Here is a 17,777-nt window from a genome sequence, read left to right as displayed (position 1 = left end):
CGAAGCAGTCCCCCTAGCTTAAGAGAATAAGCTTTCTCTTTTCCGCCGGGCGAGGCGCCCCGGCGGGGATGGACCACGAGAAAACTGGGGACCCATGAGTCATCGCATTCTCATCGTCGGCGCCGGTCTCACCGGCCTGGCGCTGGCGTCCGGACTGCACCGCCGCGGCCTCGACCCACTGGTCGTCGAACAAGCACCGATCATCACCGAGGCCGGCTGGGCCATCGGACTGAGCAAGCGTCACCTCGTCGCGCTGGACCGCCTCGGCATCACCGAGCGGGAGCGCTGGGGCGGCTACAAGTCCGACCGGACCCTCCTCTTCGACGGCCTCACGGGGGTCGTCGACCATGTCCTCGAGGACAGCCCGATCATGTTCAACAGGTCCGACCTGCAGTTGTCCCTGCTCGAAGGAGTCGCCGGCCTGGTGCGCACCGGCGTCCGGCCCAGCGCACTGACCGACCACGGCGACAGCGTCGAGGTCGAGTTCGACGACGGCCGACGCGAGAGCTTCGACGCGGTGATCGGCTGCGACGGCATCAACTCCTGGACACGGCTTCACGCCCTCGGCGGCCCCGAGGCCACCTACACCGGCACCGCCGAGCTGCGGTTCCAGGCCCCCAACCCCGATCAGAGCCTGACGGTGACGGCCGTGGCCACCGGCGGAGACGCGACGCTCGCCTACTTCCTCATGGACGAGGGCCGGAAGCTCCAGGGCATCATGTTCCTCCACGGCCCCGAGGACAACCGGCGCGAGCTGACCCTTGCTCAGCTCGCCGACCGCTTCCCCGCCGTCGCCGGCCCGCTGATCCCCCTGATGGAGATCATGCGGACCAACCCGCAGAGCTTCTACACCAACGTCAGACAAGCCGTGGTGGACACCTGGACACGCAACCGCGTCGCCGTCGCCGGAGACGCCGCGCACGCCATGACCACCGTGGTCGGCCAGGGTGCCGGCGCCGGGTTCGAGGACGCCGCGCTCCTCGCCGACCTGCTCACCACACCCCACCTGTCCGTCCCGCTCGCCCTGGCGAGCTTCGAAGCACTGCGCAAGCCCGAGGCCCAGTTCCTCCAGCGCTACAGCCACGACATCAGCAAAGCCATGAGCGTCAACACGTCCCCGCGCAAGATCTTCACCACCGACCCGGGCGCGGTCAGCCGCACCGACCAGCCCGCCGCCGTCTGACCACGATCGCGCCCCCAGGCGCGACCGCGCCGCCTATCCCCGCGGACCCGTTCACTGGTCCAGGGGCTTCGGCGGCGCGGTCGCCGGGTCGGGGGCGGGGAGCGAGGGGCGTGCGGTCGTGGTCCGTTCCCTGGTCAGGGCGTTGGTGATCCTGCGCGCCAGCAACGGATCGGCCGGCAGCACATGCGAGGCGAACCAGCGGGCGGCCGTCGGGTCGGTGGACGGTTCGACGAACTCCGCGCCCGCGTAGTCGTCGAGCGGGGGGTCGTAGACGTACCCGCAGACCACGCCGTGCCCCACCAGACGGTCCAGGAGGGCGTCGCGGTCGTGGACGAGGAGCGGAACCCGGAAGAGCGGCAGCGGACTGTCGCGGATCGTCCGGTCGTGGAGTGCCGGGGAGGCCCAGGTGGTGCCCGACAGCAGCGACACGCCGACCCTGCGGCGGGTGAGGTCGTCGTCGAGCCGGGCCATGCGCAGGGCCAACTGGCCGCGCATCAGGGCCCCGTGACGGGTCCGGTAGCCGTGCAGGTCGATGCGCACCCAGGGCTCGTACGCGTCGAGGCTCGGCGTCCCGCGCCCGCTCTCGGCGAGCCGTGACGGGTGCAGGGCCATGCGGAACGCGTCGCGCTCCAGCATTCCGAGACGCTGCATCGTCCGCCACACGGGGCGCACCAGGTTGAGGCCGCGGACGGCCGACCGTGCCAACGGCCGCAGCGTCGTGGTCAGTTCACGGCCGAGGCGGCCCGGCAGCAGGACATCGTCACGCAGCGCCTCCAGCTCCCGTCGGGTGCGGGCGTCCTCGACGGCGAGAAAGCCCCCGGCCATCCCAGCCACGTGCTTGGAGAGGCTGAAGGCCGCCGCCTTCCCGAACGTCCCGACCGGCTGCCCGTCCACCCGCGTGCCGATCGCATGGGCCGCGTCCTCGAAGAGGGGGATCCCCAACTCCTCGCAGCGGCGCCGCAGTTGCACCACCCGGTCCGGCATTCCGTACAGGTTCGAGGTCAGCACGGCGTCCACGTTCCGCCAGGTCGACTCCGGCACGGCGGCCGGGTCGATGTTGCCATCCCACAGGGAGACCGGGGCCTGAACGGGGCGCAGCCCGGCCGCGAGGACCACGAAGAGGATCACGTCGTCGGTGACCGGTGACATCAGCACGCGGGCGCCCGGGCGGCACCAGTGCCGCAGCGCCAGGTACAGAGCCAGCCGCGCCGAGGGCGTGTAGACGCACTCGCGGCCGAGTCGCCGTGTCATCACCTCGGCGAGCCGTGATCCGTACGGCATCGTCACCTCTTTCGTCGAAGGGAGTCGAAGGGCTGTCGCCGAGTTCTCTCGGGGTCGCCCGAAGGCATGGTCCGGCCCGCGGCGTCGGACCGGCCCGGCTGCCGGCGACGCAGGCCCTGGCGGGCGGGGCACCAACTGCCCTGGGCGCCCGTCGAATTGGGGCCGGCCGGTCACCGTGCGTCGGGCCCCGCCCTGCCGGAGCCGGACCGGTTCGAGGTACGCAGCGTGCCGACCGTCTTCAGCAGCCGGTCGGCCGGCTCCCGCAGGGCGGGATGGGCCAGCACCGTGTTCCGCAGGCCGCGCACCGGTCTGCGCCACAGCCGGTGCGCGGTGGCCACCGGGTGGGGCCGGGTGGCGAAGCCTTCGCCCACGCGCAGCTCGCGGGTCTTGAGCCAGTCCTTGTACTCCTTGTCGCCGCGTCCCATGTCCATGAGCCGCACGCCCTGCCGGCCCGCGGCCTCGGCCATCCGGAGGTGCATGATCAGCCCGGGTGAGTAGTAGCGGAACTCGGGGTCGTACGCGGTGAACCAGGCCGCGAAGACCGTGCGCGATCGCGGACCGAAGTGGGCGGCGACCGGCCGGTCCCCGGCGTAGACCACGGACAGCACACCGGTGAAGTACTCGTCGCGGACCTGGAACAGGTGGTCCACCAGGTCCACGATCCACGGCCGCGCGAACCGGTCCATCCGTCCCGTCCTGCGGTACTGCGCGGACTTCCAGCGCATCAGCGTGTGCAGCACCCGCGGGTCGCGCTCGTCGAAGACGAACCGCATCTCGCCGATGTTGCGCCCCAGGCGGCGCTCCTTCTTCAGCGTCGTCTTGGCCAGCCCCGGGTACGCGGCGCGCAGCCACTCGGCGTAGCTGCCCGTGTCGCCGTCCTTCAGGTCGACCACGGGCGAGGCGAAGGTTCCCGTGACGAAGCCGCCGAAAGGCTTCTGCTCCTCGACGAGGTGGTCGAACTCGAAGACGGACAGCCCACAGGCCCGCAGCAGTTCCTGGGGGTCCCAGGTGACTCCGGGTCGGTGCACGAGGGCCTGGCAGTCGGAGAGGCCGAGACCGATGGCCCGGCCGACGCCGAAGGAGTTGCGCTCGTACGGGAAGAAGCCCACGGGCTCGTCGTCCTCGCGCAGGACGGCCACGTACGCCCCGCCGCGGTACGTGCCGACCCCGGCCGCGAACTCCGGTGCCAGGAAGGGGTTGGCGTATTCGGGCGACTCGTCCATCGCCCGATGCCAGGCCCCGCGGAGTGCCGTACTCAGCTCCTGGGGTCTGTGGATCGTGATGTCCACTTCCGTTCAACCGCCCTTCCGCAGGCTTCGCGAGGGACGTACCGGTCGCCGCGCATACCTCGTAGGGCGTCTGGACCCCTGCTCGTGGATCGCATGGGCGACCGCTCCCCCATTTCCCCCCATGACGCGGTGTCCGCGTCCCGCCACTTCCATGGCTATCCCCTGATCCACGCCGTGTACGCGCTCGCTCCCGGTCGACGACCGGGACCCGCACGGTGCGGCGAGGCTCAAACGTCGCGAAACAGTACGCACACTGTCAAGGGTGTCTGTCGTAACGGATGCGTGCGGATCGGATGCACCGGCTTCCCCGGCTCCCGGCGCACCGGCTTCCCCGGCCCCCGGCGCACCGGCCGCTGGTGGTCCCGCGGCACCCACCGATACGACTGACGGGCCCGCCGTCCGGCCCGCTTCCCAGGTCGCACATTTGTTCCGTAAGCGGTGAACGGCATATTCCGCCTGTATATGGACATGCCATAGTCACGGAAACGGCTGGAAAGACCGCGACGGGGGGCCGACATGGGGGCCGATGATGCCGTGGTGCGCGCACTGAATACAGCGGCGCACTGGTTCTTTCTGGCGCTCGCCGCGCTGGTGGCGCTCGGGCTGGTGCACGGCGCGTCGGCGCTCGTCCACCGGATGCGTGCCCGGGGGCGGATCCTGCCCCTGGTCCTGCTGCCCGCGCACGCCACCGACGAGAACGGCGCGGCCACGCCGACGGCCCATCTCACGGCACGACTTGCGGCCCACCTCGCCGAGCACGGCGGGGAGAGCATCCTGGCCCCCGGCAGTCCGTCCGCCGCCACGGCCGACAGCGGGCCGCAGACCTCGGCGCCGGCGCAGGGCTGGGTCGACTCCCTGCTCAGGATCGCCCTCGCGAGCCCGTCCGGATACGCCGTCCAGCTCCGCGAGCTGGAGCGCGCCGGCGATCTCCGCAGGGTGGCGGTGCACATCCTGCGGGTCCCGAAGAACCGCATCATCGCCGCCGCCGTCATCACCGAGGCGGACCCGGAGACACTGGTGGAGAAGATCGCCGTCTACTGCATCGTGCAGGTGCGCAACCAGCCGCAGATGCTGCGCCGCATTCCGCGCTGGGAGCGGTGGGACGCGGAGGGGCACGCCCTGACCCACTACCGCAGGGGCGTGGACGAACAGCGCCGCGACGCACAGTCCCGGGCCGGCGAGCAGAGCCCCGGCGCGGACTACACCGAGGCGCTGCTCGCGTTCACCCGGGCCGTCAAGTTCGCACCGGGCAATCTGCTCATACGGCACGGTGAGGCGGCGCTCATCGAGCTGATGCACGCCCATCACCCGGACGACTACCAGCGCGCGATCGCCATCTACCAGCGCTGCACGGAGCTGTGGCCGGAACACATCGAGACCGCGTACCGGATGGCGATCGCCTACTCGCGTGCCGCCCGGCCGCTGCTGCGCGACCGGAACCTGCGGCCCGAGGACATGGCCCGACTCGAGGAACCGGCCGTTCTGGCGAGGGCTCATCTCGCGGACATCTGCCTGCGGTTGCGGCTGCGCCCGCTGTTACGCAACTGGCTGCGCAGCAGCATCCCCGGGGGCTGGTCCAACAGCGGAGAACGCCGCTACTGGGGCGCCTGGCTGATGCCCCTCCCCCTGCCGGCGAGGCGCTCGCAGCGCCGTACGTTCCTGGGAGCCATCCGCATCGCGCTCGCCGCGCACAACCTGCCGCAGAGCCATCACCGCGCTCGCGCCGACACCTCCGCCGGCGCCACCGGGCGACGGCAGCGTGACGTGAGCACCGCATTCGACATCGTGGCCCGGGAGATCCTGGTGCGGACGTGGTTCCCGGCGCGCGGCACGGGGATGCGCAGGCTGCTGCACGCGGACCACAGCACGGCACGTTCCGCTCACGACGCCACCACCCACGGCATCCGGACCAACCCCCGGGCCACCGCCCGCCACTGGGGCCCGGAACGCAAGGGATCCGCGGGCTGGATGACCCACTACAACGCGGCGTGCTTCCTCGCCCTCGCCGCGACCCTCCCCGACGAGAGCCTGCCGACGGGTTACGCCCGGTGCGACTGGCAGGAGGACTGCACCCGGTCGGCCCTCCACCAACTCGACCACAGCTGGCGCGCGGCCGACAGCACGCTCACCGGTGACTGGATCGCCCACGATCCCGACCTGGACCCCTTATGGGCCACCGGCTCCGGCCGCGACTGGGCCCAGTTCATGAACATCGACATTCCCCCCACCGTCCGCCCACTGCTCCCCCCGCGCCGCACACCCCGCAGCAGCACGGGGGCGGCTCGGTGACGTGGGGACCGGGCCTGAGACCGTGACGCCGACGACGGGAACCGGCAGAACGGCGAAACCGGCTACGAGACGACAGAACGAAAGGCATGCCAACGATGGCTGGAACCACCGCGGTCTACCTGCTGTGGCATGTGCATCATCTCGCCGAAGAGGACGGCGAGGTCCGCCACTTCACCAAACCCGACGACTTCTGGTCCGACGAGGGGGCCGGTGACGACGTCAAACACCTCGGCACGTATTCGAGCCGCGAGGCCGCGCGCGAACGCATCGAGAGGGCCCGGCGGCTCCCCGGATTCGCGGACGAACCCGACTGCTTCTACATCCAGGAGTCCGTCCTCGACGAGGACGAGTGGACCGAGGGATACGTGGTGGCGTAGCACCGACGCCGCCTCCGGGCGGAAACCCCCGCACCCCGTGACGGCCTCGCCCCGACCGCCGCGCCAGTTCGACCTGAGTCGCCCCGTCGAGTGACGACGTGCATCGGGCCGGACATCTGATCTGCGCCTCTGCCGACTGCGGCTCGACCGGTCAGGGTGGGCCGCAGGTTCCGCCGAGGGGTTTGTTCCCCAACTGGCCCCGAAAACGATCAAAAGGCCGTACCGGAACCCTCCGATACGGCCTCTGACCTCCGACTCTTTCGAGTCGGGACGACAGGATTTGAACCTGCGACCCCTTGACCCCCAGTCAAGTGCGCTACCAAGCTGCGCCACGTCCCGGTGCGCTGCCCGTGGTGACCCACGTGATCGCGCAGGTAAACCCTACCGCACGCCGGACGAAGGCCTTGCCGGGCCGGCGGCCGGCTCGACGGCGGAGGCGAGGTTCCGGCCAGGGGGACGAGGACTGCCGCCGATGTCGGCGGTGCGTGGTCCGGGCGGATCGGCCTCGGTGCCGGGACGGGGCGTCTCGGTCTGCGTGGGCGACGTCGGCCATCCATGACTTTCATCCATGACTTTTGCGCATACCCGGCGTGCCGAAGTTTCGTTGGCCGCATGGGCGCGGACTTCCTAGCCTGGTGGCATGACAGCTGCACGATTCGCTCTCGTCACCGGTGCCAACCAGGGACTCGGCAGGGCGCTCGTCGAGGGACTGGCCGCCCGGCTGGGCCCCGACGACCTGGTCCTGCTCACCGGACGCAACGCACAGCGGGTCTCGGACGCCGCCGATCCGGTCCGCGAGGACCCGGCCACCAGGAGCCGGGTGGAAGGACGGGTGCTGGACGTCACGGACGCCGACGCGGTGGCCCGGCTGGCCGCCGAACTCGGCGACCGGTACGGCGGGGTGGACCTCGTGGTGTCCAACGCCTGCGCCCCACTCACCCCCGACCGCCCGCAGTCCGAACAGGCCGACGCGTTCATCGATGTCGCCAACAGGGGCGCGCACGCCGTACTGCGCTCGTTCGGGCCGGTGCTGCGCCCGGGCGGCCGCCTGATCGTGGTGGCCAGCTCCCTGGGCACGCTCGGCCATCTGGAACCACCGCTTCACCAGCTGTTCGACGGCGCCTCACTGGACGACGTCGAGAAGGCCGTCGAGTCCTGGCGGTCCGCCCTTCACGACGGCACGGCGGAGGAACTGGGCTGGCCGCGCTGGATCAACGTGCCGTCCAAGGTGGCCCAGGTCGCCGCCGTACGGGCGGTGGCGGCGCAGCGGCGCACTGCCGACCTGCGGCGGAACATCCTCGTCGCGGCGGTCTGCCCCGGACTCGTGGACACCGCCCTGTCCCGGCCGTGGTTCGCGGACTTCAGCCAGGCCCAGACCCCGGCGCAGGCCGCGGTCGCGGTGCTCGACCTGCTGCTGTCCGCGGAGGTGGACCCGGCGACGTACGGCGAACTCGTGCGCTTCGGTGCGGTGCTCCCGTGGCACGACGGCACCCCGCCCCGCCGGCAGGATGAGCTGCTCACCCGCTAGGGCGGGTCCGCAAAGTCCCGTCTGCCCTGCGACGCCTGACACGCCCTAGCAACCGTCGGCGGTGGTGGACGCGGTGCGGCCACCACCGCCCCGGGTTCGTCAGGCGTTCGGGTCGAAGGCGATGCCGGCCGGCTTGGCCTTCTCCAGGTGGTAGTTGAAGTTGCCGTCCTTGAGGCCGAAGACCGCGCTGCCGAAGTTGGCCTGGCTCAGCTTGTCGCGGAGGCCCGCGGGATAGCCGTTCCAGCCGACCAGCCTCGGGAACTGCCAGGAGTGGTAGTGGTTCTCCGGCGGCTCGTCGTTGGAGTTCGCCGGGCGGAAGCAGTGCGTGCCCACGCCGTCCTTGTGGTAGACGACCTTGGGGTGCGTGCCGTCCCACCGCATCTGGTCACGCGAGTAGACGTTGAAGTTGCCGTGGGCCGAGGTCGAGACGTACTGGGCCTGGTTGTTCTGCACCCACACCACGACGTGTTCCCAGTCGTTGCGGTGGCCGCCGAGACTGCTGCCGACCACGGCCTGGTCCTTCTCGAAGTACAGGCCGTACATGATCGCGCACCAGCCGTTGTTGCACTTCTCGCGGGAGTACCCGTTGGTGTTGTCGAGGTCCCAGGAGTCACGGCACTGGCCGTTCAGCGCACCGCTCGGGTTGAGGCCCGGGTTGATCGTCCCGTCGGGGCCGATGGCCGGGGTGGGGTAACAGCCGTCCGTGTCGTAGTCGTAGGCCGGCTGGAAGGTCTGCTCCAGCCCGTCCGCGTTGGCGGGCAGGGCCTTGGGCGGGTCGGCGAGCGCGCTGCCCGGGAGGGCGACGACGAGCGCGACCGCGCTGCCGAGGATGAACGAGACCTTGCCGATACGCGAGCTTGTCTTCACTACTGCGTCCTCCTGGTCGACCGCGGGGTGGGGGCAGGCGGTCGTATTGGCATGCCCAGATCAGCTTTTCGGGCAGCGGTCGACAGCACAAGCATCAGGGGGTGTCAGAGTGATGACGGATCAACCAACGCGAGGAACGGGCCAGTTGGGGGCGGAGCACGCGAAAGACCCACGCAAAAGAGGGACGCGCGGAGCCGAAGAGCTCCGCGCGTCCCGGGTGGAACAGGTCAGCACTTGTCCGGGATCAGCAGCCCCAGGAGAGGAATCCCGAGGAGGGTCACGCCGAAGTCGTTGTTGGCGCATTCCTTGTAGTCGCCGTAGTGGGAGCTGTCGCGGGGGTTCACGCTCTCTGCGGCGTGGGCGGTCGCCGTCGTGCCACCGAGGACGGCGACGCTCAGCAGGAGGCCGGTGAGCACCGTGGTGGTGCGCTTCATGTAGGTCATGTGCATATCTTCAACACGTCGGGGGTGAATGCCCCCTTTGTCCCGGCTGTCCGGGTGAACAAGATCCCCCGTTGGCCTGTCGGTGCGGGCCAATTGGCGGTGCGAGCGCCGGGTTCCTGGAGGGTCGGCAGGCTCATACGTCGATCCTCCTGGGTTCCGCGTCCTCCACGGATCCCAGCGGGACCGCCCGTCCGTCCGCCCCGTTCTCCCGGCCACCGATGAGCGCCGTCGCGTCCGGGGCGCGCTCCCCGTGCGCGGCAGACGTCGGCCACTCGCACGTGGGCCGGGTGAAGGGGCTCGCCCGGGGGCGGAGGGCGCGTCCCGGAGAGGATGAGGGCCCTCCTCAACTCCCCAGAGACAGAGGCGCGTTGTCGCTGTCCTTGAACTCGACGGTGGTGAAGATCAAGGTCGTGGGACCCACGTTCTCCAGGTCGTGGAGCAGGTACTGGCCGGGGCGGAACGAGAAGTGCCGGGTCTCGCCGGGACCGTACTCCACCTCCCGGGTGGTGCCGTCGCCGGTGTGCTGGCGGCTGCGGCCGCCGGTCACCGCCGTCCAGAAGTAGTCGAGGACATGCCGGTGCGCCGGCACCCGCTCGCCGGGGGCGAGGCGGATCTCCCACACCCGCACCCGTTCGGTCTCGCTGAGGAGTGTCCGGCCGACCTGGCCGTTGAAGGCGTTGTGCCGGAATTCCTCGCGCAGCTGGGGCGACCAGCCGTGGAAGCCGTCGGCGACCGGTTCGCCGGCGAGTGGCAACTCGTCCACCTCGTGCGTGCTCATGCGTCCGTGTCCCGGGTGACCCGCGCCGGTCAGGCGAGCCGTCCGCCGCCGTCCACGTGCACCACGGTGCCGGTGACGTACGGGTTGGTGAGCGTGAACAGCACCGCCTGGACGATGTCGTCGGGGGTGCCGACGCGGCGGGCGGGGTTCTGCTCGGCGACCTGGCGCAGGAACGGCTCCTTGCCGTCCCCCATGCCGTCCCAGGCCCCGGAGTCGACGATGCCGGGCGAGACGGCGTTCACCCGCAGCGGAGCGAGTTCCACCGCGAGCGCCTCCACCAGGAATGCCAGTGCGCCGTTCGTGGTGGCCATCACGACCCGGCCGGGCGCGGGACGCCATGCCGCCACACCGGAGAAGAAGGTGAACGAGCCGCCCTCGCGCACCTGACCGGCCAGGTGCTTGGCGAGCATCAGCGGACCGGTCACCTTGGCGGTGAACGCCCGCTGCACCGCGGCGAGTTCGAGTTCGGCGACCGGCCCGTTGGCGGGCATCGCCGCGGTCGACACCAGGTGGTCGAACTCCCCCGCCTCGGCGGCGAACCCGACGATCGAGTCCTCGTCCATGAGGTCAAGGGCCAGGATCCTGACCGCTCCGGGCAGCTCGTCGGCCGTCAGCTTCAGCTTGCCGAGGTCCGGGCCCGCGAGGATCAGCTCGGCGCCCGCCGACGACGCCCGCACGGCCAGGGCCCGGCCCATGCGGGACCCCGCCCCGATCACGACGATCCGTCGCCCTTCGAGACCCGAAGGACCGGCGGTCGCCGCGGACGGCGAAGCGGCGGCCGAGGCCGGTGGAGCTGCGGACGCCGAGCTCGGCGAACCGCTCGTGGGGGACGCGGGGGCGGTGGGGGAAGCGGGCATGGCGCACCTCATCACTCGTGCCGCACCCCGTCCCTGGGACACGGAGCACAGGACATACGGCGTACGGCTGGCTGAAACGGCTCTGCTCCGACTCTGCGCCGCAGCCGACGATATGTCCAAGACATGCTTTCTACGTCTGCCATAACCTGGGTCTATGGCAACGCTGAGGCAGCTGGAATACCTGGTGACGGTCGTCGACTCCGGGTCCTTCACCCGCGCCGCCGAGCTGCTGCACGTCTCCCAACCTGCGCTCTCCCACCAGGTCCGCGCCCTGGAGCGGGACAGCGGGGGCCCGCTGCTGGAGCGTCTGCCGCGCTCGGTCCGGCTCACCCCGATGGGCCGGGCGATGCTGCCCCACGCCCGTGCCGCCCTCGCCGACGCCGGCCGGGCGCGCTCCGCAGCCCGTCGTGCGGCCGGTCTGGAAACGGGCGAGCTCCAGCTCGCCGCCGTCTACTCGGTCGTCCTCGGCGTCCTCCCGCCGGTGCTGCACCTGTGGCGACAGACGCACCCGCAGATCCAGGTACGGCTGCTGGACCACCGGCACTCGGCGGAACTGCACGACACGATGACCGTCGGGCGCGCCGACCTCGCCGTCGGACCCCGGCCGCCGCACTGGGACGGTCTGCTGCGCGAGCTGGGCACCGAGGAGTTCGTCGTGGTCGTCACGGCCGACGATCCGGCCGCCCGGCAGGGCGCCACCCGCGTACGGCTCGCCGACCTGTCCGAGCGCAGCTGGGTGCACTACGCGACGGGCAACGGCCTCGCCGAGATCCTCGACCGTACCTGCGCCGCCGCCGGGTTCCGCCCCCTGACGGCGGTCCGCACCGAGCAGACCGCCGCCGCGCCGCTGCTCGCCGCGGCGGGCCTGGGCCCCGCGCTGGTCCCCGCCAATGTCATCCCGCCGCACTTCACCGGCCGGCTGCTGCGTCCCGACCCGCCCGTGCGCCGTGCCCTGACCGCCTACACCCGCCCTCATCCGGACCCGTTGACGACCGCCTTCCTCGACATGCTCGCCGCACATGCACGTGTGCTGCCCGCACATGTGGAGGAGCACCTCGGCCCCGACCTGGGCACGGACTGACGCCTGTCCGGGAGGCGGCCTTGTCCGGGGCCCCGGTCAGGGGGTCGCGCCCTGGAGCGCCGCTTTCAGCAGGCCGAATACGCCGTCCTCCGTGACCTCGCGCGGATTCGGCGGGGGCTGGCCGGCGACCTGTACGGCGGCGACCGCCAAGTCGGCTTCGGTGAGCCCGAGTTCGGCCAGCGAGCGGGGCGCGCCGAGCCGGCCGGCCAGGTCGCGGAGGAAGCGCGGGACGTCGTCGGTCCCCAGGGCCCGTTCCAGAGCGGCGATCGCCCGGGGCGCGGCGGGCGCGTTGTAGGCGAGGGCGTACGGCAGGACGACCGTGTGCGTCTGCGCGTGCGGCAGCCCGAAGGTACCGCCGAGCACATGGCAGAGCTTGTGGTGCAGCCCCATGGTCGTGGCACCGAGGCAGGACCCGCACAGCCAGGCTCCGTACAGGGCACGGCCGCGCGCGCCGAGGTCGTCGGGAGCGGCGGCCACTGCGGGAAGGGCGCCGGCCATGGCCCGTACGCCCTCCTCGGCCATGAGGGAGACCAGGGGCGAGACGTCGGGCGCGTACAGCGCTTCGGCGGCGTGCGCGAGGGCGTTGACGCCACTGGTCACGGAGAGGGGCACCGGGAGGGAGAGGGTGAGCTCCGGGTCGTAGACGACGCTGCGGGGCTGGACGACGGGGTCGCGGCCGGTGCGCTTGGCGCCGTCTTCGGTCAGGCCCCAGACGGGAGTCATCTCCGAGCCGGAGTACGTCGAGGGCACGGCGATGAGCGGCAGGCCGGTGCGCAGCGCGATCGCCTTGCCGAGGCCGATCGCGGAGCCGCCGCCGACCGCGACGCACCCGTCGGCGCCCGCCGCCCGGACCACCTCGACGGCCCGGTCCGCGACCTCCACGGGCACGTGCATCCTGGCGCCGGCGTGCAACCCCGCGCAGCTGTCGCCGAGGGCGTCCGCGACCGCCCTCGCGGTGGCCTCGCCCCGGCTGCCGCACACCACCAGCAGCCGGCGCAGCCCGAGCCGGGCGACCGCGTCCGGAGTCGCGGACACCGCGGCGCCGGGCCGGAAGACCACCCGGGCCGGCCTGGACTCGTAAGCGAAGTCGAGCGGCGCGTCAGGGGTGCTCACACGGGCTCCAGTACGAGGTCGAAGCGGGCGTGCCGGAACGGGTTCGCGACGCCGAACTCCCGCGCCAGGGAAGGATCGTCGGTCTCGGTGAAGTCCTGGACCAGACTCTCCTTGACGGCGAACACGGCGTCGGAGTCGAGGTAGTCGCTGCCCGCCACGAAGATGTGCGTGGTGACCGGGATGTGCCCCGCGGCCGAGGCGATGAAGTGGATGTGGGCGGGGCGGAAGGGGTGGCGGCCCGTGGCGCGGAGGAGGGCGCCGACCGGGCCGTCGGTGGGGATCGGGTACGGGCTCGGGACGCAGGTACGGAACCGGAACCGGCCGTCGCCGTCCGCCGTGAAGAGCCCCCGTCCGTTCCCGGGCGGCTGGACGTCCGGCCGCTGTACGTCGTAGTAGCCCTCGGTGTCGGCCTGCCAGACGTCGAGGACCGCGCCGGGCAGCGGGGTGCCGTCCGCGGACAGCACCCGGCCGCTGACCACGCACGGCTCCCCGCCGCCCACCAGGTCGATGTCCGCGCCGAGCGCGCGGACCGGTGACTCGGTCAGGTGGAAGGGGCCCAGGACGGTGGACTCGGTGGCGGCCGGGCCGCGGTGGCCGTTGACCGACTCCACCAGCATGGAGACGCCCAGCACGTCGGACAGGAGGATGAACTCCTGCCGGGTGTCGGTGCACGTCTGTCCGGTCGCGGTCAGGAAGCCGATGGCCTGTTCCCACTCCGCCGTCGTCGGCTCCGTCTCGCGCACGAAGTCGTGGAGGTGGCGGGTGAGCACGGTGAGCAGCTCGCGCAGCCGCGGATCGGCAGTGTCCCGGAGGCTGCCGACGACTGCCTCGGTGACGCCCTGGGTGAAGCCGACGTCCTTGGTGGAGCCGATGTCCTTGGCGGAGCCGACGTCCTTGGCGGAGCCGACGTCCTTGGCGGAGCCGACGGATCCCGCCGGGCGTACGGATGGGGTTGAGCCGGTGGTGTCGGTGGATTCGGTCGTCATTCCGCTCCCCTGCTCCCGCGGGTGATCGCCTCAGGCACGGTCCGAGGATCCGCCGTCGCACGGGTGTCGGCAACCGCGCGTGCTCGCGGGGCTCCCGCGCGGGCACCGTCGAACCCACCGAACCGGACACCGGCCCCGATCAGGCGCCGGCCCCCGCCGCGATGTCCAGCGCCGCGACGTGTCCGAAGGTCATCGCGGGACCGATCGTCGAGCCCGCGTCCGCGCCCGCGTGACTGTGCCCCATGACAGCGGCGCCGGCGTTCCCGGCGGCGTACAGGCCGGGAATCACCGAGCCGTCGGGCCGCAGCACCCGTGCCCGGGCGTCCGTGCGCAGGCCGCCCTTGGTGCCGAGGTCGCCCGGGACGATCCGGAGGGCGTAGAAGGAGACGGCCACAGCGACGCAAGGCAGGAGTCGGGGAGGACCGCGGGGTCGGTGCAGTAGTGGTCTTAGACGCTGTCGCCGCGGTGGAAGTCGGTGTCCCTGCCGCCCAGGGCAAGGCTGTTGAAGCGGTTGACGGTGGCACGGAGGGCGGCTCCGGGCACCCCGATCCGCCCGGCCGGCGCGTCGAGGGTCCAGGTCTTGTGGGCGGCACCTGACGCGTACCAGGCGTCGTTGGAACGCAAGGGCCGGGGCGATGCCTGATACAGCGTCAGGAATGTCGCGCGAGGGTCTTGTGACGTCCAGGGGCGTGCGGACCGGCCGCTCGCCGTGGCCTCAGGAGGCGTCGGCGAGCCAGGGCCTGACCTGTCTGCGCGCCTCGTGCAGACGGGACTTGAGCGTCCCCAGCGGGATGCCGATCCGCTCGGCGACCTCGACGTACTCCAGTTGGCAGATGTCCCGGTAGACCAGCGGCGCCACCAGATGGGGGTGCTCCCGCTCCAGCCGCTCCAGCGCCTCCAGCAGGTCGACCCGGGAGCCGGCGATCACGCTCGTGGTACGCGGATCGACCTGCTGCGCCGCGTCGACGGGCACCGGCTGCTCGACGGCCCGCCGCTTCAGTTCGCGGTACTTCTGGCGCGCGCAGTTGGCGACCACCGTGTACAGCCAGGTGCTGAAGCGGCTGCGGCCCTCGAAGGTGGTGATCTTCCGGGCCACCTGGAGGAGGACGTCCTGAGCGGCCTCCTCGGCGTCCTCGCGGCAGGGCAGGAAGCGCCCGCAGCGCCGGACGACCTCGGGCCGGACGCGCTGGAGCAGCTCGTCCAGCGCGGTCGGGTCACCCCCGGCCGCACGCAGCGCGAGCTCCTCGGTCCCCGCCGCGTCCTGCACTGGATGCTCCCCTCGGTGTCACTCAGAGGCCAGGCATGATAGTCGCATGCACTCCCTGGAGCGGATCGGCCGCTACCGTCTCGACCGGCGCCTCGGCGCCGGCGGCTTCGGCGTCGTCTGGCTCGCCCATGACGACGAGCTGGAGGCCACCGTCGCCGTGAAGGTGCTCTCCGAGAACTGGGTCGACCATCTGGACGTCCGGGAGCGGTTCCTCTCCGAGGCGCGTCTGCTGCGCCGCGCGGACACGAACCGGGTCGTCCAGGTCTACGACATCGGTGAACTGCCTGACGGCAGGCCCTACTTCGTCATGGAGTACGCCGACGGCGGCACCCTCGCCGACCGGGTCGCGGCCGGACCGTTGCCCCCCGCCGAGGCGTTGCGCACGACCGCCCTCGCCGCCCGGGGAGCCGCCGCGCTGCACGAAGCAGGGATCGTCCACCGGGACATCAAGCCGTCGAACGTACTGCTGCGCACCTCGGCGGGCGGCGACCGGGTCCTGCTCGCGGACCTCGGGCTGGCCAAGAGCCTGGCCCAGGCGTCCGGGCTGACCATGGCGGCGGGTTCGGCCGGGTACACCCCGCCGGAGCAGGCCGAGCCGGGGTACGGGATCGACGCGCGGGCCGACATCTACAGCCTGGGCGCCCTCGGCTACCACCTCCTCACCGGCACGGTCCCCGGGCCGCCCGGGAAGGTCGTCCGCCCGGACCGGCTCCGTACGGACCTGGACCCGGAGGTCACCCGGGCCCTGATGCGTGCCCTGGAGCCCGACCGGGAGCGGCGCTGGCCCACCGCGCCGGGTTTCGCCGACGAGCTGGACCGGCTGGCGGAGCAGGTGGCGCGCGGGGGCGCCCGCCGGCCGCGGCGCCGGCGCCGCACCGTGATCACGGCGCTGGCCGCGGCGGTCGTGGTCGGTGCCGCCGGGGTGACCGTCGCGCTGGTGACCCGGCATTCCTCGCCCGGGACCGCGCGCGTCGCGGACGCCTCCGGGCGGGTCTCGGTGGAGGTGCCGGACGACTGGAGCCGCCAGTTGCGCGACTCCGGCTGGAATCCGCGGGCACTGGGGCTGCGGGACGAGAACGAGCCCGGACTCGCCGTCGCGGACGACCTGACGGCGTGGCAGGACCTGACCACGCGGGTCAGCGGGGCCTTCGTCGGACTGAGCGAACACGGGGACGTCACCGCCGAGGTCCGTACGATCGCCCACAACGGCTGTCACTACGACGGCAGCCGCCCCTACACCGGCGCACGCTGGCACGGGCTGACCCGGACCTGGAGCGACTGCCCGGGCAGCGGCTCCGTCACGGAGGCGGGGCTCACGGCCGCGGACGGCGATCCGCAGCCGCAGGTGTACGTGCAGATCCGCCAGGTTGACGGAGGCAGCGCGGCCACCGACCGCGTACTGGACTCCGTTCGGGTCGGAACCTGACGGCACTCCGCAACCCCAGCGGAACTCGCCTAGCGATTCCGCGAACTTTTCCGTACTTCAGTGCATCGGACACTGGTGACGGGGCACAACGCGCCGTGTGCACGCGCCGAGGCGCGGGCAGCGATGATCAAGGAGTTGTGGCATGGCGACCTACCGGCACGGTGACGCGGACAGGGACCCCTCCGGCGCGGTTCCCGCACGTCGCCCATCCCCCTACGCTCGCCGGGCGGCACTGCTGGCGGGCATCGCGCTGCTCGGCGTGCTGACCGCCTGCGGCACCGACAACGGCACGAGCGGCGCTCCGCAGAAACTCCCCGGCACGGCCGAGCCGGCCTCCGGCGACCGTACGACGGGGACGACGGGGACGACTTCGAGCCCCACCGCCGACCCGGCCGACAGCACGGCCCCGACCCGAGCCGGCAAGGCCTCGAAGTCCGGCTCGGCCACGGCGTCGACCGGGAGCGGTGCCACCGGCACCCGCTGCCACACCTCCGAGCTGCGCGCCTCGGTCGGCAGGAACGACCCGGGCGCCGGGCAGGAGAACTTCCCCCTCGTCCTCACCAACACCTCCCAGCGCACCTGCACGCTGCGCGGCTTCCCGGGAGCGGCCTTCCTCGACGCGTCGGGCAAGCAGCTGGGCCCCGACCCGAAGCGCTCCTCGCAGACGCCGACGACCGTCACGCTGGCTCCCGGGCGGAGCGCGTCGGCCGGTATGACGTTCAGCAACCCCGAGGTGAGCGGGGCGAAGTCGGCCACCCCGGCCTCGCTCCTCATCACCCCGCCCGACGAGAAGGCCTCGCTCAAGGTGAAGTGGACGCAGGGCGACGTGCCCGTGTCCGGCAACGCCTCGTCGGTCTCCCTGACGGTCGTCCGCCCCGGCACCAACGCCTGACCGGGGCTCCCCACCCGTCCACCCCGCCGGTGCGCCCTGCAGACCGGCGGGGTTCGACGTGCGCTCCGGAGGCGACCCGGCGGGTTCGGCGTGTACGTGGGCGACGCCCCGCAGGCGGCC

The 17,777-nt window shown here is 72.0% G+C and carries 16 protein-coding genes, 1 tRNA gene and 1 pseudogene; 7 read left to right on the top strand and 11 right to left on the bottom strand.

Going from position 1 to position 17,777, the window contains the following annotated elements; genetic code table 11:
- The first annotated feature begins 94 nt into the window (after positions 1 to 94).
- Entirely contained in the window at positions 95 to 1,183 is a 1,089-nt protein-coding gene (locus tag ACFWM2_RS02835) for an FAD-dependent oxidoreductase (RefSeq protein WP_383272276.1), read from the top strand.
- A 51-nt stretch (positions 1,184 to 1,234) separates the two neighbouring features.
- On the opposite strand, the gene ACFWM2_RS02830 is transcribed toward ACFWM2_RS02835, so the two are convergent.
- Both ACFWM2_RS02830 and ACFWM2_RS02825 read right to left on the bottom strand, forming a co-directional pair.
- Complete coding sequence (locus ACFWM2_RS02830; protein ID WP_383272274.1) at positions 1,235 to 2,464, bottom strand: DegT/DnrJ/EryC1/StrS family aminotransferase; 1,230 nt, start codon at positions 2,462 to 2,464, stop codon at positions 1,235 to 1,237.
- Positions 2,465 to 2,634: 170 nt separating this feature from the next.
- Positions 2,635 to 3,753 carry a GNAT family N-acetyltransferase gene (locus tag ACFWM2_RS02825; RefSeq protein ID WP_383272272.1) on the bottom strand — a complete coding sequence of 373 codons (1,119 nt, stop codon included), beginning with the start codon at positions 3,751 to 3,753 and terminating at the stop codon, positions 2,635 to 2,637.
- Between the two features lie 537 nt (positions 3,754 to 4,290).
- Here ACFWM2_RS02825 and ACFWM2_RS02820 point away from each other — a divergent pair.
- Together ACFWM2_RS02820 and ACFWM2_RS02815 are read left to right on the top strand one after the other, a co-directional pair.
- A complete protein-coding gene (locus ACFWM2_RS02820) occupies positions 4,291 to 6,042 on the top strand; it encodes a tetratricopeptide repeat protein (RefSeq protein WP_383272270.1) in 1,752 nt (583 codons plus the stop codon).
- Positions 6,043 to 6,137: 95 nt separating this feature from the next.
- A complete protein-coding gene (locus ACFWM2_RS02815) occupies positions 6,138 to 6,419 on the top strand; it encodes a hypothetical protein (RefSeq protein WP_383272268.1) in 282 nt (93 codons plus the stop codon).
- Positions 6,420 to 6,684: 265 nt separating this feature from the next.
- Here the strand turns inward: ACFWM2_RS02815 and ACFWM2_RS02810 are convergent.
- Positions 6,685 to 6,758, bottom strand: a tRNA-Pro gene (locus ACFWM2_RS02810).
- A 301-nt stretch (positions 6,759 to 7,059) separates the two neighbouring features.
- Here ACFWM2_RS02810 and ACFWM2_RS02805 point away from each other — a divergent pair.
- A complete protein-coding gene (locus tag ACFWM2_RS02805; protein WP_383272266.1) occupies positions 7,060 to 7,947 on the top strand; it encodes an SDR family NAD(P)-dependent oxidoreductase in 888 nt (295 codons plus the stop codon).
- Between the two features lie 99 nt (positions 7,948 to 8,046).
- Here ACFWM2_RS02805 and ACFWM2_RS02800 read toward each other — a convergent pair whose 3' ends face one another.
- The 4 genes from ACFWM2_RS02800 to ACFWM2_RS02785 form a co-directional block, all read right to left on the bottom strand.
- Complete coding sequence (locus tag ACFWM2_RS02800) at positions 8,047 to 8,814, bottom strand: NPP1 family protein (RefSeq protein WP_383272264.1); 768 nt, start codon at positions 8,812 to 8,814, stop codon at positions 8,047 to 8,049.
- Between the two features lie 227 nt (positions 8,815 to 9,041).
- Positions 9,042 to 9,257, bottom strand: a complete 216-nt coding sequence (locus ACFWM2_RS02795) for a hypothetical protein (protein WP_383272263.1) — start codon at positions 9,255 to 9,257, stop codon at positions 9,042 to 9,044.
- 343 nt (positions 9,258 to 9,600) lie between these two features.
- Positions 9,601 to 10,035 carry a hypothetical protein gene (locus ACFWM2_RS02790; RefSeq protein ID WP_383272261.1) on the bottom strand — a complete coding sequence of 145 codons (435 nt, stop codon included), beginning with the start codon at positions 10,033 to 10,035 and terminating at the stop codon, positions 9,601 to 9,603.
- 29 nt (positions 10,036 to 10,064) lie between these two features.
- A complete protein-coding gene (locus ACFWM2_RS02785) occupies positions 10,065 to 10,892 on the bottom strand; it encodes an SDR family oxidoreductase (protein WP_383272259.1) in 828 nt (275 codons plus the stop codon).
- 154 nt (positions 10,893 to 11,046) lie between these two features.
- Between ACFWM2_RS02785 and ACFWM2_RS02780 the strand changes: the two genes are divergently transcribed.
- Entirely contained in the window at positions 11,047 to 11,973 is a 927-nt protein-coding gene (locus ACFWM2_RS02780; RefSeq protein WP_383272257.1) for a LysR family transcriptional regulator, read from the top strand.
- Between the two features lie 36 nt (positions 11,974 to 12,009).
- On the opposite strand, the gene ACFWM2_RS02775 is transcribed toward ACFWM2_RS02780, so the two are convergent.
- The 4 genes and pseudogenes from ACFWM2_RS02775 to ACFWM2_RS02760 form a co-directional block, all read right to left on the bottom strand.
- Positions 12,010 to 13,086: a maleylacetate reductase gene (locus tag ACFWM2_RS02775; protein ID WP_383272255.1), complete on the bottom strand. Its 1,077-nt coding sequence runs from the start codon at positions 13,084 to 13,086 to the stop codon at positions 12,010 to 12,012.
- Positions 13,083 to 14,072 (bottom strand): dioxygenase, encoded by a 990-nt coding sequence (locus ACFWM2_RS02770; RefSeq protein ID WP_383272253.1) that lies wholly within the window; start codon positions 14,070 to 14,072, stop codon positions 13,083 to 13,085. Before ACFWM2_RS02770 ends, ACFWM2_RS02775 begins: the two co-directional genes overlap by 4 nt.
- Before the next feature lie 139 nt (positions 14,073 to 14,211).
- Positions 14,212 to 14,684 (bottom strand): annotated as a pseudogene (locus ACFWM2_RS02765) (FAD-binding protein); the annotation flags it as partial.
- A 103-nt stretch (positions 14,685 to 14,787) separates the two neighbouring features.
- Positions 14,788 to 15,339 carry an RNA polymerase sigma factor gene (locus ACFWM2_RS02760; RefSeq protein WP_383272251.1) on the bottom strand — a complete coding sequence of 184 codons (552 nt, stop codon included), beginning with the start codon at positions 15,337 to 15,339 and terminating at the stop codon, positions 14,788 to 14,790.
- Positions 15,340 to 15,385: 46 nt separating this feature from the next.
- Between ACFWM2_RS02760 and ACFWM2_RS02755 the strand changes: the two genes are divergently transcribed.
- On the top strand, positions 15,386 to 16,765 hold the full coding sequence (locus tag ACFWM2_RS02755; protein WP_383272249.1) for a serine/threonine-protein kinase: 1,380 nt from the start codon (positions 15,386 to 15,388) through the stop codon (positions 16,763 to 16,765).
- A 142-nt stretch (positions 16,766 to 16,907) separates the two neighbouring features.
- On the top strand, positions 16,908 to 17,657 hold the full coding sequence (locus ACFWM2_RS02750) for a DUF4232 domain-containing protein (RefSeq protein ID WP_383272247.1): 750 nt from the start codon (positions 16,908 to 16,910) through the stop codon (positions 17,655 to 17,657).
- Positions 17,658 to 17,777: the final 120 nt, after the last annotated feature.

The sequence above is a fragment of the Streptomyces sp. NPDC058371 genome (assembly GCF_042723265.1).
Taxonomy (GTDB): domain Bacteria; phylum Actinomycetota; class Actinomycetes; order Streptomycetales; family Streptomycetaceae; genus Streptomyces.
This window is presented reverse-complemented; position numbering and strand designations above follow the sequence as displayed.